Origin of the sequence: Bradyrhizobium manausense (genome assembly GCF_001440035.1) — a bacterium.
GTDB classification, from domain to species: Bacteria; Pseudomonadota; Alphaproteobacteria; order Rhizobiales; family Xanthobacteraceae; genus Bradyrhizobium; species Bradyrhizobium manausense.
Genome location: NZ_LJYG01000044.1, coordinates 16561 through 32443, shown reverse-complemented (window position 1 = coordinate 32443; position 15883 = coordinate 16561). Strand labels below are relative to the sequence as shown.

18 protein-coding genes and 1 pseudogene are annotated in these 15883 nt (G+C 63.7%); 12 read left to right on the top strand and 7 right to left on the bottom strand.

Translation table 11 applies throughout. The annotated features are described in order from the left end of the window. Window positions 1-38 precede the first annotated feature (38 nt). The 3 genes from AOQ71_RS09780 to AOQ71_RS09770 all read left to right on the top strand — a co-directional run bounded on the left by AOQ71_RS09780 (window position 39) and on the right by AOQ71_RS09770 (window position 3614). Complete coding sequence (locus AOQ71_RS09780; protein ID WP_057745124.1) at window positions 39-1397, top strand: aromatic ring-hydroxylating dioxygenase subunit alpha; 1359 nt, start codon at window positions 39-41, stop codon at window positions 1395-1397. A gap of 145 nt (window positions 1398-1542) precedes the next feature. Then, window positions 1543-2979, top strand: a complete 1437-nt coding sequence (locus AOQ71_RS09775; RefSeq protein ID WP_057745121.1) for a glutamine synthetase family protein — start codon at window positions 1543-1545, stop codon at window positions 2977-2979. Between the two features lie 278 nt (window positions 2980-3257). Continuing rightward, window positions 3258-3614: a hypothetical protein gene (locus AOQ71_RS09770; RefSeq protein ID WP_347336692.1), complete on the top strand. Its 357-nt coding sequence runs from the start codon at window positions 3258-3260 to the stop codon at window positions 3612-3614. A gap of 170 nt (window positions 3615-3784) precedes the next feature. Here AOQ71_RS09770 and AOQ71_RS09765 read toward each other — a convergent pair whose 3' ends face one another. From AOQ71_RS09765 to AOQ71_RS09735, 7 genes are all read right to left on the bottom strand, one after another. Further along, a complete protein-coding gene (locus tag AOQ71_RS09765; RefSeq protein ID WP_083514104.1) occupies window positions 3785-4498 on the bottom strand; it encodes an ABC transporter ATP-binding protein in 714 nt (237 codons plus the stop codon). 7 nt (window positions 4499-4505) lie between these two features. Further along, entirely contained in the window at window positions 4506-5273 is a 768-nt protein-coding gene (locus AOQ71_RS09760; RefSeq protein WP_057745112.1) for an ABC transporter ATP-binding protein, read from the bottom strand. Next, window positions 5266-6210, bottom strand: coding sequence for a branched-chain amino acid ABC transporter permease (locus AOQ71_RS09755; protein ID WP_057745109.1), 945 nt, complete (start codon window positions 6208-6210; stop codon window positions 5266-5268). The genes AOQ71_RS09760 and AOQ71_RS09755 overlap by 8 nt, the downstream gene beginning before the upstream one ends. Then, a complete protein-coding gene (locus tag AOQ71_RS09750; protein WP_057745106.1) occupies window positions 6207-7124 on the bottom strand; it encodes a branched-chain amino acid ABC transporter permease in 918 nt (305 codons plus the stop codon). Before AOQ71_RS09750 ends, AOQ71_RS09755 begins: the two co-directional genes overlap by 4 nt. 441 nt (window positions 7125-7565) lie before the next feature. Next, the gene (locus tag AOQ71_RS09745; protein WP_057745103.1) at window positions 7566-7784 is read right to left on the bottom strand and encodes a hypothetical protein; all 219 of its coding nucleotides are present in this window, start codon (window positions 7782-7784) and stop codon (window positions 7566-7568) included. A 1-nt stretch (window position 7785) separates the two neighbouring features. Further along, window positions 7786-8445 (bottom strand): acyl-homoserine-lactone synthase, encoded by a 660-nt coding sequence (locus AOQ71_RS09740; RefSeq protein WP_057745100.1) that lies wholly within the window; start codon window positions 8443-8445, stop codon window positions 7786-7788. 82 nt (window positions 8446-8527) lie between these two features. Continuing rightward, window positions 8528-9256 carry a helix-turn-helix transcriptional regulator gene (locus AOQ71_RS09735; RefSeq protein ID WP_057745097.1) on the bottom strand — a complete coding sequence of 243 codons (729 nt, stop codon included), beginning with the start codon at window positions 9254-9256 and terminating at the stop codon, window positions 8528-8530. Window positions 9257-9422: 166 nt separating this feature from the next. Here AOQ71_RS09735 and AOQ71_RS46260 point away from each other — a divergent pair, with 166 nt between their 5' ends. From AOQ71_RS46260 to AOQ71_RS09705, 9 genes and pseudogenes are all read left to right on the top strand, one after another. After that, window positions 9423-9599 (top strand): hypothetical protein, encoded by a 177-nt coding sequence (locus tag AOQ71_RS46260; RefSeq protein ID WP_083514093.1) that lies wholly within the window; start codon window positions 9423-9425, stop codon window positions 9597-9599. Between the two features lie 132 nt (window positions 9600-9731). Next, window positions 9732-9863 (top strand): hypothetical protein, encoded by a 132-nt coding sequence (locus AOQ71_RS49675; RefSeq protein ID WP_271598650.1) that lies wholly within the window; start codon window positions 9732-9734, stop codon window positions 9861-9863. A gap of 127 nt (window positions 9864-9990) precedes the next feature. Next, entirely contained in the window at window positions 9991-10929 is a 939-nt protein-coding gene (locus tag AOQ71_RS09730) for a LysR family transcriptional regulator (RefSeq protein ID WP_057745094.1), read from the top strand. A gap of 188 nt (window positions 10930-11117) precedes the next feature. Continuing rightward, entirely contained in the window at window positions 11118-11996 is an 879-nt protein-coding gene (locus AOQ71_RS09725; RefSeq protein WP_057745091.1) for a shikimate dehydrogenase, read from the top strand. Window positions 11997-12052: 56 nt separating this feature from the next. Continuing rightward, on the top strand, window positions 12053-13183 hold the full coding sequence (locus tag AOQ71_RS09720; protein ID WP_057745088.1) for an ABC transporter substrate-binding protein: 1131 nt from the start codon (window positions 12053-12055) through the stop codon (window positions 13181-13183). An 85-nt stretch (window positions 13184-13268) separates the two neighbouring features. Next, a complete protein-coding gene (locus AOQ71_RS09715) occupies window positions 13269-14144 on the top strand; it encodes a branched-chain amino acid ABC transporter permease (RefSeq protein WP_057745084.1) in 876 nt (291 codons plus the stop codon). Continuing rightward, a pseudogene (locus tag AOQ71_RS47570) lies at window positions 14141-14756 on the top strand (branched-chain amino acid ABC transporter permease); the annotation flags it as partial. The gene AOQ71_RS09715 and the pseudogene AOQ71_RS47570, both read left to right, overlap by 4 nt. Window position 14757: 1 nt before the next feature. Next, window positions 14758-15142: ABC transporter permease subunit (locus AOQ71_RS47565; protein WP_430648615.1), on the top strand; the 385-nt coding region annotated here is incomplete at its 5' end. After that, a complete protein-coding gene (locus tag AOQ71_RS09705; RefSeq protein WP_057745078.1) occupies window positions 15139-15882 on the top strand; it encodes an ABC transporter ATP-binding protein in 744 nt (247 codons plus the stop codon). The genes AOQ71_RS47565 and AOQ71_RS09705, both read left to right, overlap by 4 nt. The last annotated feature ends 1 nt before the right edge of the window (window position 15883 follow it).

Below are 15883 nucleotides of genomic sequence, written 5' to 3'. Positions count from 1 at the left end.
CGAACACAACGCACCTCCGGAAAAAGGACGCGACCGCCATGATGAGCCAGGAGCAGAACGACCTGATCACCCGCACCGGTCCGAAGGACCCTTGCGGCAAGCTGATGCGGAGCTACTGGCAGCCGGCGGCCCTGGTCGATGAGCTCGACGGTGCGCGGCCGATCCGCCGCGTGCGACTGCTCGGCGAGAACCTGGTGCTGTTTCGCGACGAGACCGGACGCTACGGCCTGATCGATCGCCACTGCGCCCATCGCGGCGCCGACCTCGCCTTCGGACGACTCGAGCATGGCGGCCTGCGCTGCGCCTTCCATGGCTGGCTGTTCGACGCATCAGGCCAGTGCATCGAGACGCCAGCGGAGCCGAAAGATTCAAAGCTCTGCCAGAACATCCGCCAGCGCTCCTATCCCGTGGTGGAGAAGAGCGGCATCCTCTGGGCCTATCTCGGCGAAGGCACCCCGCCGGCTTTTCCGGAGATCGACTGCTTCGTCGCGCCCGGCACGCACACCTTCGCATTCAAGGGCCACATGGCCTGCAACTGGCTGCAGGCGCTGGAGGTCGGCATCGATCCCGCGCACGCCTCCTATCTGCATCGCTTCTTCGAGGACGAGGACACGTCCACGGCCTACGGCAAGCAGTTCCGCGGCGCTTCCGCGGGAAGCGACCTGCCGATGACAAAGATCCTGCGCGAATACGACCGCCCGATCATCAATGTCGAGCACACCGAATACGGATTGCGGCTGATCGCGTTGCGCGAGATCGACGAGGAGCGCACCCATGTGCGCGTCACCAACCAGCTCTTTCCGCACGGCTTCGTCATTCCCATGAGCACGGAGATGACGATCACGCAGTGGCACGTGCCTGTCGATGACGAGAACTGCTATTGGTACGCGATCTTCACCAGCTATGCGAACCCGATCGACAAGCAGAAGATGCGCGAGCAGCGTCTCGAGCTCTACGAGCTGCCCGACTACGTCTCGCGCAAGAACCGCAGCAACGACTACGGTTTCGATCCGCACGAGCAGCAGACCGCGACCTATACCGGCATGGGCAGCGACATCAACGTCCACGACCAATGGGCCGTGGAGTCGATGGGTGCGATCCAGGACCGCACCAAGGAGCATCTCGGCTCGAGCGACAAGGCGATCGTGCAGTACCGCCGCCTGCTGCGGCAGGAGATCGAGAAGGTTGCGGGCGGCGAGAAGCCAATGCTGTTTCTGGAGGAGGCCAATGCGCGCAGCATCCAGGGCCCGGCGACCATGGACGGCATCGGCCCGACGCGGGGCTGGGAGACCTATTGGATGGAGATCGACGTCAAGCGCCGCCGCGGCGCGCCGTGGGCCGCGCCGGTGCCGAAGGAGATCGCGGACAATGTGCAGCGGCTGACGGCGGCGGAATAAAAATGACGGCCTATCCTCGTCATTGCGAGCGCAGCGAAGCAATCCAGCTTGTCACCGCGGGTGCATTTCTGGATTGCTTCGCTGCGCTCGCAATGACGGAGAATGTGGCGCATGCTTCGCGCCTCACGAGCGGAGGAGTGGCCAAGTGACTTTCATCGCGCGTCACGCGCTGTGGTCGGATGAGCAGAAGGACGCCGCGGCGCGGATGCGTCGCATCGTCGAGGAGAGGAACCTCGAAGTCATCCGCCTCGCCTTCCCGGACCAGCACGGCATCTTGCGCGGCAAGACCATCATCGCCACTGAAGCGATCGTGTCGCTGGAAAGCGGCTGCTCGATCACCACCACCATGCTCGCCAAGGACACGTCCCACCGCACGGTGTTTCCGGTGTTCACGTCAGGCGGCGGCTTCGGCATGAAGGAGATGGAAGGAGCGGCCGACGTGCTGATGGTCGCCGATCCCACCACGTTTCGCGTCTTGCCGTGGGCTCCGACCACCGGCTGGGTTCTCTGCGACCTCTATTTCAACGACGGCCGTCCGGTGCCGTTCGCAACCCGCGGGCTCTACAAGCGGGTGCTCGACGAGCTCGGCAGAGGCGGCCACGATTTCGTCGCGGGCCTCGAGGTCGAATTCCACATCTTCAAGCTCGATGATCCGCATATGCGTGCGGAAGACGCGGGCCAGCCGGGTACGCCGCCGTCCGTCAGCCTGCTCTCCCACGGCTATCAGTACCTCACCGAGCAGCGTTTCGATCAGATGGAGCCGGTACTGGAGATTTTACGACGCGACATCGTCGCGCTCGGACTGCCCTTGCGCTCCGTCGAGGTCGAATTCGGGCCGAGCCAGTGCGAGTTCACCTTCGCACCCAGGAAGGGGCTCGAACCCGCCGACAACATGGTGCTGTTTCGCTCTGCCGTGAAGCAGATCGCGCGCCGCCATGGTTATCACGCCACCTTCATGTGCCGGCCAAAACTGCCGAACCTGTTCGCCAGCGGCTGGCACCTGCATCAATCGATCGTCTCGCGCGCGAGCGGCGACAATCTGTTCATGGCCAAGGAAGCCGGCCAGCCGCTCAGCGAGTTCGGCCGCTACTATCTCGGCGGGCTGCTCGATCACGCCCGCGCCGCGACCGTGTTCACGACGCCGACGATCAACGGCTACAAGCGCTATCGCTCCTATTCGCTGGCGCCGGACCGCGCGATCTGGGGTCGCGACAATCGCGGGGTGATGATCCGCGTGCTCGGCGGCCCTGGCGATGCCGCCACGCGGCTGGAAAACCGCGTCGGCGAGCCCGCCGCCAATCCCTATCTCTACATGGCCGCGCAGATCCTCGCAGGCCTCGACGGGGTCGACCGCAAGCTCGATCCCGGTCCGTCCGCCGACACGCCCTACGAGACCAAGGCGCCGCTGCTGCCGAAGTCCTTGCGCGATGCGGTCTCGGCGCTGAAGGACGACCCCTTCTTCCGCGAGAAGCTCGGCGCCGAGTTCGTCGACTATTACACCCACATCAAGAACGCCGAGATCGACCGCTTCCTGGCCGAGGTGACCGACTGGGAGCACCGCGAATATTTCGAGATGTTTTGAGGCAGAATCGCCTCACGGCTCTGTGAGGCGACTTCATCCCGGTCGTTCCGACGACATCACTCCGCGCGCCAACGAAGCCGTTTTCCAGGCGCCGCGAAAACCCCTGGAAAAGTGCGAGGTCTATCCTCGGCTCCCATGATCAACAATGGAGTTCGATCATGTTGAGTCAATTGATCAGTCTGATCTATCGCCTGTCCTGCCGGACCACCCTGATCGAGATCGGCACGCACCGCCTGGCCCGCTGACGGCGCTGAAACCAGGTCAGAGGGATTGACCAAATGAAGGGGATTTCCATGCGCAAGCTGGTCCTGATTGCGACACTGTCGCTGTTAGCGAGCCAGGCTTATGCCGGCGGTTCGCGGAGCCTGAGCCTGGCAGCGACCAATGCGAGCCCGGTGACCGAACAGCCGGCAACGACCGCTCCGCCGCAGGCCACACAGGCTCCGACGGCGACGAATGTACAGACGGCGACGACGACACCGGCTCCCCCGCCGCCAGCCGCACCCTCGCAAACCGCGACCACGCCAGCCGCCACGGCTTCACGGCCGATTGCCGAAACCAAGCCGAAGCACCGAGAGCCGTCCACTGAAGCGCGCGTGATCCGCGAGTTGCACCGGCATGGGATTTATTGGTAAGAGCCAATGTCGTGCTGGCGAAAGCCAGGACGCATTACCCCAAGACGAGCTTTGACGAAGACTGGTCGTTCGAGACTGATACCGCGGGCGATTGATAGATCACGCGGTATGGGTCCTGGCTTCCGCCAGGACGAGGCCGAAGGAGGCGCTCCAGCGTCGCGCCCCTCACCTCAAATTCCCAAATACTTGTGCTGCAAATCCGGCTCGGCCATCAGCTGGTCCGACGTGCCGCTCCACACCGTCTTGCCGCGTTCGATGATGTAATGGCGGTCGCAGATGCGGGCGAGGTGGTCGACGTTCTTGTCGACGACCAGGATCGACTGGCCCCGGCTCTTCAGCATCGACAGGCAATTCCAGATCTCGTCACGGATCAGGGGCGCGAGTCCTTCGGTCGCTTCGTCCAGGATCAGGAGCTTTGGGTTGGTCATCAGCGCACGGCCGATGGCCAGCATCTGCTGCTCACCGCCGGAGAGCTGGTTACCCATATTGCTGGCGCGCTCGGCAAGGCGCGGGAACAGGACGTAGATCGCGGCGAGCGTCCAGGGGTTGGCGCTGCCAAAGCGATCAGCCGCGGCCGCGACCAGATTTTCGCGGACGGTAAGGTTCGGGAAGATCTGGCGTCCCTCGGGGACCAGCCCGACGCCGAGCTTGGCGATCCGATAGGACGGCTGAGTCCGCACGTCAGTGCCCGCAAAGCGGATCGCGCCTGATCGCGCCGGCGTCAACCCCATGATGGAACGAATGGTGGTGGTCTTGCCCATGCCGTTGCGGCCCATGAGCGAGACCATCTCGCCTGACTTGATCGAGAGCGACAGGCCGAACAGCACCTGGCTGAGGCCGTAACAGGTCTCGATGCCGTCGACGTCAAGAAGTGTGTCAGCCATCGTTTCTTCAGCCATGGCGCGTCACCACATGCGCCTCACCGAGATAGGCGCGCTTGACGTCTTCATTGGCGCGGATCGCGTCGGGATCGCCGGAGGCGATGACGCGGCCATAGACCAGCACCGAAATGCGGTCGGCGAGCGCGAACACCGCCGGCATGTCGTGCTCGACCAGCACGATCGAGACTTCTTTGCGCAGCTCCTGGAGCAGCCTCACCATGCCCTGGGATTCGGTGACGCCAAGTCCGGCCATCGGCTCGTCGAGCAGCAGCAATTTCGGCTTGCTGGCGAGCGCAACCGCAAGCTCGATCTGGCGCCGCTCGCCATGGCTGAGCTTCGACACCAGGACATCGGCGCGGTGGGCGAGGCCAACGCGGTCGAGCGCGGCATGCGCGGCATCGCGCAGGGCTTTCTCCTTGCGGGCATTGGCGAAGAAACGGAACGAGGTGCCGGCATGCGCCTGCGCGGCGAGCGCGACATTGTCGGCAGCGGTGAAGTCGAGCAGCAGCGAGGTGATCTGGAACGAGCGTGCGAGTCCCAGCGCGCAGCGACGATAGGCCGGCAGATAGGTGATGTCGCGACCCGCAAGCGAAACGCTGCCGGCATGCGGTGCGAGATGCCCGGTGAGCTGGCTGATCAGCGTGGTCTTGCCGGCACCGTTCGGGCCGATGATGGCGTGCAGCTCGCCCGCCGCGACATCGAGCGAGACGTGATCGGTCGCAACGATGCCGCCGAAGCGGCGCACCAGCTTTTCGACGCGGAGCAGCGGTTCAGCCACGGCCGATCCTCCCGAGCAGGCCCATGATGCCGCCGCGGCCGAACAGCACGATCAATAGCAGCAGCGGGCCCATGATCAGCGCCCAATATTCGGTGATCTGCGACAGGAACTCTTCCAGCAGCAGATAGACCACCGCGCCCATGACGGGGCCGAACAGCGTGCCCATGCCGCCAAGGATCACCATCACCATGAGATCGCCGGACCGGGTCCAGTACATCACGGCCGGGCTGACGAAATCGGTGTTGTTGGCGAGCAGCGCGCCGGCGAGGCCGCACATCGTCCCCGATATGACGAAGCAGACCAGCTGGTAACGTTTGGCCGGAAAGCCGATCGCCTGCATGCGCTGTTCGTTGGAGCGCAGGCCCTGCACGACGAGACCGAAGCGTGAATTGACGATGCGCCAGATCAGGAAGATCACGCCGAACAGGCAGGCGAGACAGAGGTAATAGAACTGCGTGCGGTTCGACAGGTTGATCAGGCCGGAGAAATCGCTGCGCTTGTAGACGGTGAGGCCATCGTCGCCGCCGTAGCGCGCCAGCCCCGAGGCGACGTAATAGGCCATCTGCGCGAAGGCCAGCGTGATCATGATGAAATAGACGCCGCGGGTGCGAAGCGAGAGCGCACCGATCACCAGCGCGTAGATCGCGGAGGCCGCTAGCGCGACCGGAAACTGGATGAAGCCGCTTCCAACACCTTCCTGGGCAAGCATCCCGACGGCATAGCCGCCGATGCCGAGATAGGCGGCGTGACCGAAGCTCATCATGCCGCCAAAGCCCATGATAAGGTTGAGGCTCGCGGCCGCCAGCGCCAGGATGACGATGCGCGTGAACAGCGTCAGGATGAAGATGTTGCCGGACAGGTAGGAATAGAGTGGCAGCAGCACGAGGCCTGCCAGCATCAGGGCCGTGACGGCCTTGCTCACGCTCAAACCCTTCATCGACGGTGGGCTGGAAACAGCCCCTCCGGCCGCACCACCAGCACGATCGCCATCAGGAGATAGATCAGCATGGAGGACAGCGCAGGCGCGGCGGTCGAGGCTGCGGCGCCGCTCAAAACCTGCCGCAGCAGATTGGGCAAGAAGGCACGGCCGAGCGTGTCGATCATGCCGACGAAGATCGCAGCGAGGAACGCGCCGCGAATCGAGCCGATGCCGCCGATCACGATGATGACGAAGGCGAGGATCAGGATGTTCTCGCCCATGCCGATCTGCACGGTGAGGATCGGCGCCTGCATCAGGCCGGCGAGGCCGGCGAGCGCGGCGCCGAGACCGAACACCAGCGTGTAGAGCAACTTGATGTTGATGCCGAGCGCGCCGATCATCTCGCGGTTGGAGGCGCCGGCGCGTATCAGCATGCCGATGCGGGTGCGCATCACGCCGAGATAGAGCAGCAGCGCCACCAGCAGCGCGACAATGATGATGGCGAGGCGGTAAGCCGGATAGTGAATGCCGGGCAGGATCGGCACCGGCACGGTGAGCCAGGCCGGCAGTGGTAACGCCAGGCCGGCCGGTCCCCAGATCAAGCGCACGGCCTCGTTGAAGAACAGGATCAGGCCGAAGGTCGCGAGCACATGGTCGAGATGGTCGCGCCCGTAGAGATGCCGCAGCGCGCTCACTTCGAGCACAATGCCGAGCACCAGCGTGGCCCCGAGCGCCAGCAGCGCGCCAAGCAGGAAGCTGCCGGTCCAGGCCGCGAAGGTCGCGGCGAAATAGGCGCCCATCATGTAGAGCGAGCCGTGCGCGAGGTTGACGAGATCCATGATCCCGAACACCAGCGTCAGGCCGGCGGCGAGCAGGAACAGCAGCAGGCCGAACTGCAATCCGTTCAGGAACTGTTCGACGACGAGCAGCATCAACACTCTTTCAGGCGCATGCAGACGCGCGCCGATGTTCGAACACAGTCGCCATCAGTGAAAGAGCTCCCCCTCCCTCTACAAGGCCGAAAAAAGGGGTAATGGCAGTATCGTTCCGAGGCAAGAGCGATTCCGCGCCGGACATGCACTTTGTTGCATGCCGGTGCATGCGACCCCAATCGGCCCGGCAATAAGGCTGCCGCGCAGGATAGGGCAGCCTGCCGCACCCAAACGATAACCCTCCCCCCTGGTTTCCGTGGAGAGGGCGTGAGGGGAGGTCGGAACGAGGGAGGACGTCTAAAGCGCGATGAGATTGGGTTGAATCGTCATCGCGCTTTAGCTCTTTGTTTGAGCATGATCTCCGCGCAAACCTGTTCCGCTGATGTCGCGAGGGAATACCGCTTCACATTTTGCGCTAACGCGGCCCTTCGGGTCCGGATTCTAGTGCGACGTGACCTGGCTGGGGAGATCGTCGGGCACGTTCAGTTCGCTATTGGCCGTCGAGGCTTCCAGCGCCGCCATCCGGAACAAATAGGCCAGCGTCGCCAACCCCGAATCTTCAGCCATGTGCGCGAGTTCGAGCGCCATGTCGGACATGTAGCTGAGATTCTCGTCCTTGGTTTGCGCCATGGTTTGGCTCTCTCGCATCATGTTCGACATCTCAGGCGCTCTTTCGTTGCGCGGCGGTGCGGCCGCAAATGTTGGCATGGGCGATGCAGTCGAGACGCGGTCCGTCGTGACGGACGACCGAGGCCATGCCGATGCGATCATGCAGGGCATCGAGCGTCTCCTGGCGCATCTCGATGGTCGCCGCCATGGTCCAGGCATTCTCCACCAGCGCGGGCAGGCCGAGCGGCGTTACGACGAAGCCGGTCTCGTGGAAACGCGGCAGCCACCAGGTCTCCATGATCGCGCTGACACGCGCGATTCCCTGATCGAGACAGAACTCCTGCACCGCCGCCATCAGTTGCAGATTGAGCGCGCCATCGCGGCGATCGCGAACGACGAAATAGCGCGACCATTCCCAGACCAGCGGATCCTCGGGCCAGCCGCGCACGGCCGCCAGATGCGGAAACACCTCGCTCATCATTGAAGGCTTGGTGGTCGGATAGAGCCGATGGCCGCCGACGACGCGGCGCCCCTCCAGCGCGAGCAAATAGACGGTGTCCTCGTTGTCATAGGAATCGATCTCGCGGCCATCAGGCCTGCGCAGCGTCTCCCAGTGTCGTTCCTCGACGAATATGTCGTGGCGCAGCCGGAAATGCTGCTCGAGTACGTCTTCGTAGAGGTGGCGATTGATCGCGGAAATTGCGTGAATCATGAAAACCCCCATCCAGCCTCAATGGAGGTAGCCTCCGCGAAAAGGCGCAGAGTCGATATTGGGAAATTTCCCAGTACGTCGTTTAGGGATTGATGATTTTGTGGCGAATGGCGAGCGCAACCGCGTGCGTACGGTTGACGGCCCCCAGCTTGCGTGCAGCGGTTGCAAGATGCTCCTCGGCGGTGCGCTGCGTGATGTTGAGAATCTCACCGATCTCCCACGCCGACTTGCCCTGCGACGCCCAGGCGATCACCTCGCGCTCACGCGGGGTCAGGCGCGCCGATCGACTCGGCACAGGATCGAGCAGACGGCGAATGTGGTCGAAGCCGTACATCGCCATCAGATGCAGAGCCGGCTTGCTGCGCGAATTCAGATCGAGATGAACGCCGCCGAGCGACACCGCGGCCTCATAGCCGGTGAGCCCGTGGATGGGCACGATGAAGCCGCGCGACATCCGGAAATCGGTAGCGCGGTTCATCACCTCTGCCGCGTTCGGTTCGAGTTCGGCATCATACGGCGCTTCCGACCACTCGAACGGGTTGAGCGATTGCCGGCACAGGCGCACCACGGGATCGACGCGGTCGTAATTGTGTTGCGTGTAAAGACTGAACCAGCCTGCGGGCCAGCGCTTGGCGAGCACCATCTGCGCGAACCGCTGATCGGGATTCGGCAATCCGGTCACGATAATGGTCTCGAAGCCGAAGCGACCGAACGCCGTTTCCAGCGCATTCATGGCATCCGGAACCCTGCCATAGGCTCCCAGCCCTTCGATGAAGTCCAGCGCCTCGCGGCCATAGTCAACGGCGGACATCGATGCGTTCCCTGCCCTCGCGTCTCCGTATAACACGTCTTTGGGGGCGGCCTCAATTCGCCGCGTCCGTAATTCCCCGGTGTGGCCTTGCCATCGAAGATTTAATCTACTTGTGGAGGAAGTGACGTATAGTTACACCTAAGGTGTCTAGAGCGGGAAAGCCACGATGGAAGACGAGAACATCGCCCTCAACAGCGTGCTCGGCCTCGAATTGAACCGCGTGTTTTTCGCCGTGCGCGACACGGCGAACAAGCAGAAGATCATCGAGTTCGCGCGAGCCGTGCTGCAAAGCGAACGCACGGAACGCGCCGGCAGCGTGTCGCCGGAGCAACCGGCCAGCTAGGACGAAGCCGCAGCAAACGACCTCGGCGGCAACGGATTGCGCGACGACGCCCTTCGATTTGAGCGCGTTGATTTGAGCCAGGACAATCTAGCCGGGAAATTGCTTTCCCTTTTTTCCCTATGGAGAAGGTTGATGAACCTGGTCGAGGCCCGTGCCCCGGACGCGGCGCAGCGTCTCTTCGACGATGCGCTGCAGAGCCGGGGCCCATCCATTCGCAATGCCCCCTCCGGCTTTCCGGGTCCCGGCTCTGCGCCGCAACGCTAGACGCGTTGCAGCGCGACCGGGACACGAGCGGCTTCCTCAATCCACACCGTCGGACACTTGCCGCTGGATGACGCCATGGCTCTCGTGAGATGATCGCCGCCACGATCGTCTTTCGGATGCCAAGACCATGATGACGCTGCGCCAGGTTGAAGTGATCCGTGCCGTGATGGTGACGGGCACCATTGGCGGCGCGGCAAAGCTGCTGAACGTGTCCGCGCCGGGGATCAGCCGGCTGGTCAAATACACCGAGCGCTCGCTCGGCATCCGCTTCTTCCAGCGTCAGAACGGCCGCTATTTCCCGACGCCGGAAGCCGAGAACATTTTCGAGCAGATCAACGGTGTCTACAAGAAGGTCGACGACCTCTCCGAGATCATCTCCAAGATCGGCCGCGGCGGCTTGTCGGAACTGCGGATCGGCTCGGTGCCGAGCATCTCGCAGGTGATGGTGCCGCGCGCCATCGAGCGCGTCCGGCGCCGGTATCCGGATCTCGGCATCGACATCAACATCCTCAAGATCGAAGAAGCCATCGACTATCTGCTGCTCGGCCGCGGCGAATGCGTGGCGATGAGCTACCGATTGGAGCATTCCGGGCTCGACTTCCTGCCACTCGCCTCGGGCGAGCTCTATTGCGTCGTGCCGCCCGGCCACGAGCTCGCCCGCCGCAAGCAGGTGTCGGCCGCCGAGATCACCCGCTATCCGCTGATCGGCATCGATCCCAACGATCCCTATGGCCGGATCATGGCCGAGATCTTTGCGCGCCACCGGCTCGACTATAACATCACTATCCGTGCGCGCTTCGGCACCACGGTCTGCGCGCTGGTGAAGGCGGGGCTCGGCATCGCCATCATCGACCAGTTCACGGTTGCTCATGGCGGCTATCCCGGCGTCGAGCTCATCAAGATCGCCGAGCCGACGCAATTCGACACCTATATCGCCGTGAAGCGCGGCGCGCCGCTGTCGCTCCATGTCGAATATTTCATCGAATCACTGCGCGCCGAGATGCGCGCAGTCGAGCCAGCACGCAGCAACGGCAAGGCCGCGCTCGGGCGCGTGCGGAAGAACTAACATTATGTTAGGTTTGCGGGACGAAAGGGTAATTGTGCTAGGCAGGGGATTGACTATCGTCCCTCTTGGAATTGCGCGGTTTTCCCGGCTAATGGCCTGACATCGACGCGCGCCCCAAGAAATGATCAAGAAACGATCAAGGAACAATCGAGGGACGATCAAGGACCATCGAGAGACGATACTGAATCATGTCCAGCCGCGGCTCCGTTGCCTCCAAAAAACTCCTGACCGGCTTGATCGGTGCGCCGATCACTCATTCCGCCTCCCCCGCCATGCATGAGCGCGCCGCCGAGGCTCTGGGCCTGCGGGGCCACTACCAGCTCATCGAGGTCGCCGGCGCGGATGCGACCGGGCTGAGCATGATGCTCGAGGGCGTGCGGCGGCTCGGCTTTGCCGGCGTCAACGTCACCTTCCCCTACAAGGAAGCCGTGGTGCCGCTGCTCGACGAGCTGGCATCGACGGCAGCCACGATGGCCGCGGTCAACACCATCGTGGTCAAGAATAACAGGCTGATCGGCCACAACACCGACACCACAGGCTTTGCACGCGCGGTCAAGCCGCTGCTGTCGCCTTCCGGAAATGCAGTGGCCGTGATCGGCACCGGCGGCGTCGGCAAGGCCATCGCGTTTGCGCTGGCGAGCCTCAAGGTCACTGACCTGCGCATCTTCGACAGCGAGCCGTCGCGGGCCGAGAGGCTTGCCGCACTGCTGGCCAGTCACGGTGGCGCACGGGTCGCTCGAAGCGTCGAGGACGCGCTTGATGGCGCAACTGGCCTCGTCAACGGCACACCGGTCGGCATGCTGCCGAACCGGGACACACCGGTCCCCCCGGCGCTGCTGCGCGAAAACCTGTGGGTCGCCGACGCTGTCTATTCGCCGCTGATCACGCCGCTGCTTGCCGCAGCGCGAGACAAGGGGGCGCGGATCATGACCGGGCGGGAGCTTGCGATCTACCAGGCTGCCGACGCGTTCGAATTGTTCACGGGCCTTGCCCCATCGACCGAAGTCATGGGAGAGGCTTTTGACGCCGTGATGGCCGCGCGCAGCGCCGCCTATCAGGCAGCTTGAGGCGAAGCGGCCGGACACAAGGCCCGCTTGCAAAGATGATACGGGAGGAGAGGACGATGAAATCAACGCTATTGGTGGGCGCGCTGCTCACTGCCATCACGACCACGGGCGCCTTGGCGCAGACGATCAAGCTCGCCGACGTCGCCGAGTTGTCGGGTGGCGGCGCAACCGTCGGCACCAACTGGAAAAACGGCATCGACCTCGCGGTGGAGGAGATTAATGCCAAAGGCGGCATTCTCGGCCGCAAGCTCGAAGTCACCCATGCCGACTCGCAGTCCAACCCCGGCGTGGCGCGCGCGCAGGTGCAGAAGGCGCTCGACGCAGAGCCCTATGTGCTGCTCGGCCCCGGCTATTCCGGCTCGGTGAAGGTCACCGCCCCGCTCGCCGCCGAAGCCGGCATCACCCAGATCATGGGCGGCGAAGCCGCCGAGTTGACGCAAGCGGGCAACAAGTTCCTGTTCCGCACCTCGTTCGGCCAGCAATCCTCGATGCCGAAGGTCGCAAAGTACATCCACGACGACATGAAGGCGAAGTCGGTCGCAGTGGTCTGGGTCAACAATGATTTCGGCCGCGGCGGACGTGACGTCGTGATCAAGGAGCTGGAGCGTCTCGGCTCAAAGGTGGTCGCCGATCTCTCCACTGAAGCGGGCCAGGCCGATTTCGCCGCCGACGTCGGCAAGATCAAGGCCGCCAATCCCGACGCCGTCTTCGTCTACCTCAACGAAGAAGAGAGCGCGCGTATCCTGAAGGAGCTGAAGCGCCAGAGCGTGGCCGCGCCGTTGATGGGCGAGACAACGCTGATCGGCCAGAAGGTGATCGAGCTCGCCGGGGACGCCGCCAACGGCGCGCGCGGCCATGTCGGCCTCACCACGGATGCGCCGGTCGACCTGATCAAGGGTTTCCGCGATCGCTTCTCGAAGAAGTACAACTATGTGCCTGATCACAACGGACTGAAGGGCTACCTCGCCGTCTACATGGTGAAAGCCACCACCGAGAAGATGGGCAAGGTCGATCCCAAGGCCTTCGCCGATACGCTGCACGGCTTGACCATCAAGGCCTCCGAGGAGCCGGGCATTCTGATGGACGTCAGCTTCGACCAGAATGGCGACATCGATCGGCAGAGCTTCCTGGTTGAGGTGGTTGAAGGCAAGCAGGTGGTGAAGCAGGTGCTGCCGAAGCTGAAGTGATCTTCGCCTCTCTTCTCCCTCGCCCCGCTCTTGCGGGGAGAGGGAGATGATAGAGCGGGGCGAGCGAGCGGCACGAGAGAGGAAGATGTCCAACCTGTTCGATCTCCTGGTCGCGGGCCTCGCCACTGGCGCGATCTATGCGCTGGTTGCGGTTGGCTTCACGCTGCTGTGGCAGACCTCGCAGACCATCAATTTCGCGCAAGGCGAGTTCGTGATGCTGCCGGCATTCCTGATGCTGGCGGCAATGCATGTGGGCGCGCCGTTCTGGCTCGCGAGCATCCTCGGCATCCTGCTCTCGATGATCCTGCTGGGCCTCGCCTTCAAGATGCTGCTGGTCGACCCGATGATGCGCCATGGCGTGCTGCCGCTGGCAATCGCGACCATGGCGCTCGCCATTGGCATGAAGGAAGCCGTGAAGCAGTTCTTCAGCGCCGAGGCCTCGCCGTTTCCGTCAATCGTGCCGACCGGCGATATCTCCGTCCTCGGCCATGCCGTGTCGCTGCAAAGCCTCGGCGTGCTCGTCGTCGCCATTCTGGCGGTGCTCTGCCTGACCACGCTGCTCAACCGCACGTCGCTTGGTCATCAGATGCAGGCCGCAGCGCAGAATCCGACCGTCGCGCGCATCATCGGCGTGCCGGTCGAGCGCATGATCCTGCTGACCTTCCTGATCAACGCCTTCCTGGTCGCGCTGGCCTCGCTGCTGATCACGCCGATCTATCTGGCGAAATTTTCCAGCGGTGAAGTGCTCGGCCAAGCCGCCTTCATCGCGGCGATCGTCGGCGGCTTCAACCAGGTGCGCGGCGCGATCATCGGCGGCCTCCTGATCGGCGTGCTCGACAATCTCGCGGCCGCCTATGTCTCGACGCAGTACCGCGCCGCCGTGCCAATGATCTTCCTGATCGCCGTCATCCTGTTCAGGCCGCAAGGACTGCTCGGCCGCGCCGAGGAGCGCACGGTATGAGCGGTTTTGCAAAGCCCCTGAAGATCGCGCTCGGCCTCGTCGTCATTGCCGGCCTGATCGTCATCCCCATGAACTTCAACCGCTACGGCCTGTTCATCCTCAGCCAATGGGCGGTGATGACGATCGCCGCCATGGGCCTCAACCTCACGCTGGGCTATGCCGGCCAGGTCTCGCTGGCGCAGGGCGCCTTCGTCGGTATCGGCGCCTATGCCGCCGCGATCATGACCACGCATGGCTGGCCGCTGCCGGCCGCGATTGCAGTCGCGATCGTCTTGAGCTTCGCGGTCGGCTGGGTGCTCGGCTATCCGGCGCTGCGGGTGCAGCACCATTACCTTGCCTTCGTCACCCTCGCCTTCTCGACCCTGGCCTTCCTGGTGTTTCGCAACGAGAGCTGGCTCACCGGCGGCATCTACGGCATCTCCAACATTCCGCGACCACACCTCTTCGGCATCGCGACCAACAAGCCACTGCCGTTCTATTATGTCTGCCTCGGCTCGCTTGCGATCGTCTCGCTGGCGGTGTGGTGGCTGATCCGTTCGCCCTGGGGCCGCGCCTTCATGGCACTGCGCGAGAATCCATTGCGGGCCCAGTCACTCGGCATCGACACCCGCCNCCGCTATACGCTGATGGCGTTCGCGATCGGCTCGGCGCTCGGCGGCGTCGCCGGCGCGCTCTATGCGCCGCTGACGCAATATATCGATCCTGTTCCGTTCAACCTGTCGCTCTCGCTCGACCTCTTGATGATGGTGATCGTCGGCGGCGCCGGCTTCTATTTCGGTCCGTTCCTGGGGGCGATGATCGCGGTGCTGCTGCCGGAGTGGCTGCGCTTCACCGAGGGCTATTATCTGATGCTCTACGCGCTGGCTGTGATGGGGCTGCTGATCTGGTCGCCGACCGGCATCCTGGGAATCCTCGACCGCTACATGGCCGCGCGGCGCACCAAGGCGGCGTCCACGCTGCGCGCCGTCGCCAAATCCCGCCTGGAGACGGCGCAATGAGTGCGGTGCTCGAAGTCACCAATATCAAGAAAAGCTTTGGCGGCATCCACGCGGTCGACGGCGTCAGCTTCGATGTCCGCGAAGGCGAGATCCTCGGCCTGATCGGCCCGAACGGCTGCGGCAAGTCGACCTTGTTCAACTGCATCCTCGGCCAGCTCACGCCATCGGGGGGTGAGGTCAAGCTCGACGGCAAGGTGGTCACGGGCCTCCGCCCCTCCGAGCTCAACAAGCTCGGCGTGAGCCGCACCTTCCAGCTCTTGCAGGTCTTTCCAAAACTCTCGGTGCGCGAGAACCTGATCCTGGCGGGTCAGGAGCATCAGGGTAACATGGCCTCGCGCCTCGTCGGCCGCTCCGATGCCGGGCTGACGGATGCCGCCAACCAGATGATCGGCTTCTTCAAGCTCGATCATCTCGCGGCTGAGCCTGCCGGCGGCCTCTCCTACGGCCAGCAGAAACTGCTCGATGCCGCCATGGCGTTCATGGGCGGCCCGCGCCTGGTGCTGCTCGATGAGCCCGCCGGCGGTGTCAACCCGTCGATGCTGGCCGATCTGAAAGAGCGGCTGGTCGCCATCAACCGCGACAAGAACGCCACGTTCGTCGTGATCGAGCACAACATGGAATTCGTGATGTCGTTGTGCTCGCGCGTGATAGTGATGGCGGAAGGCAAGGTGCTGGCGATGGGACGTCCGGACGAGGTCCGGAAGAACCCGGCCGTGATCGAAGCCTATTTGGGACACTGAC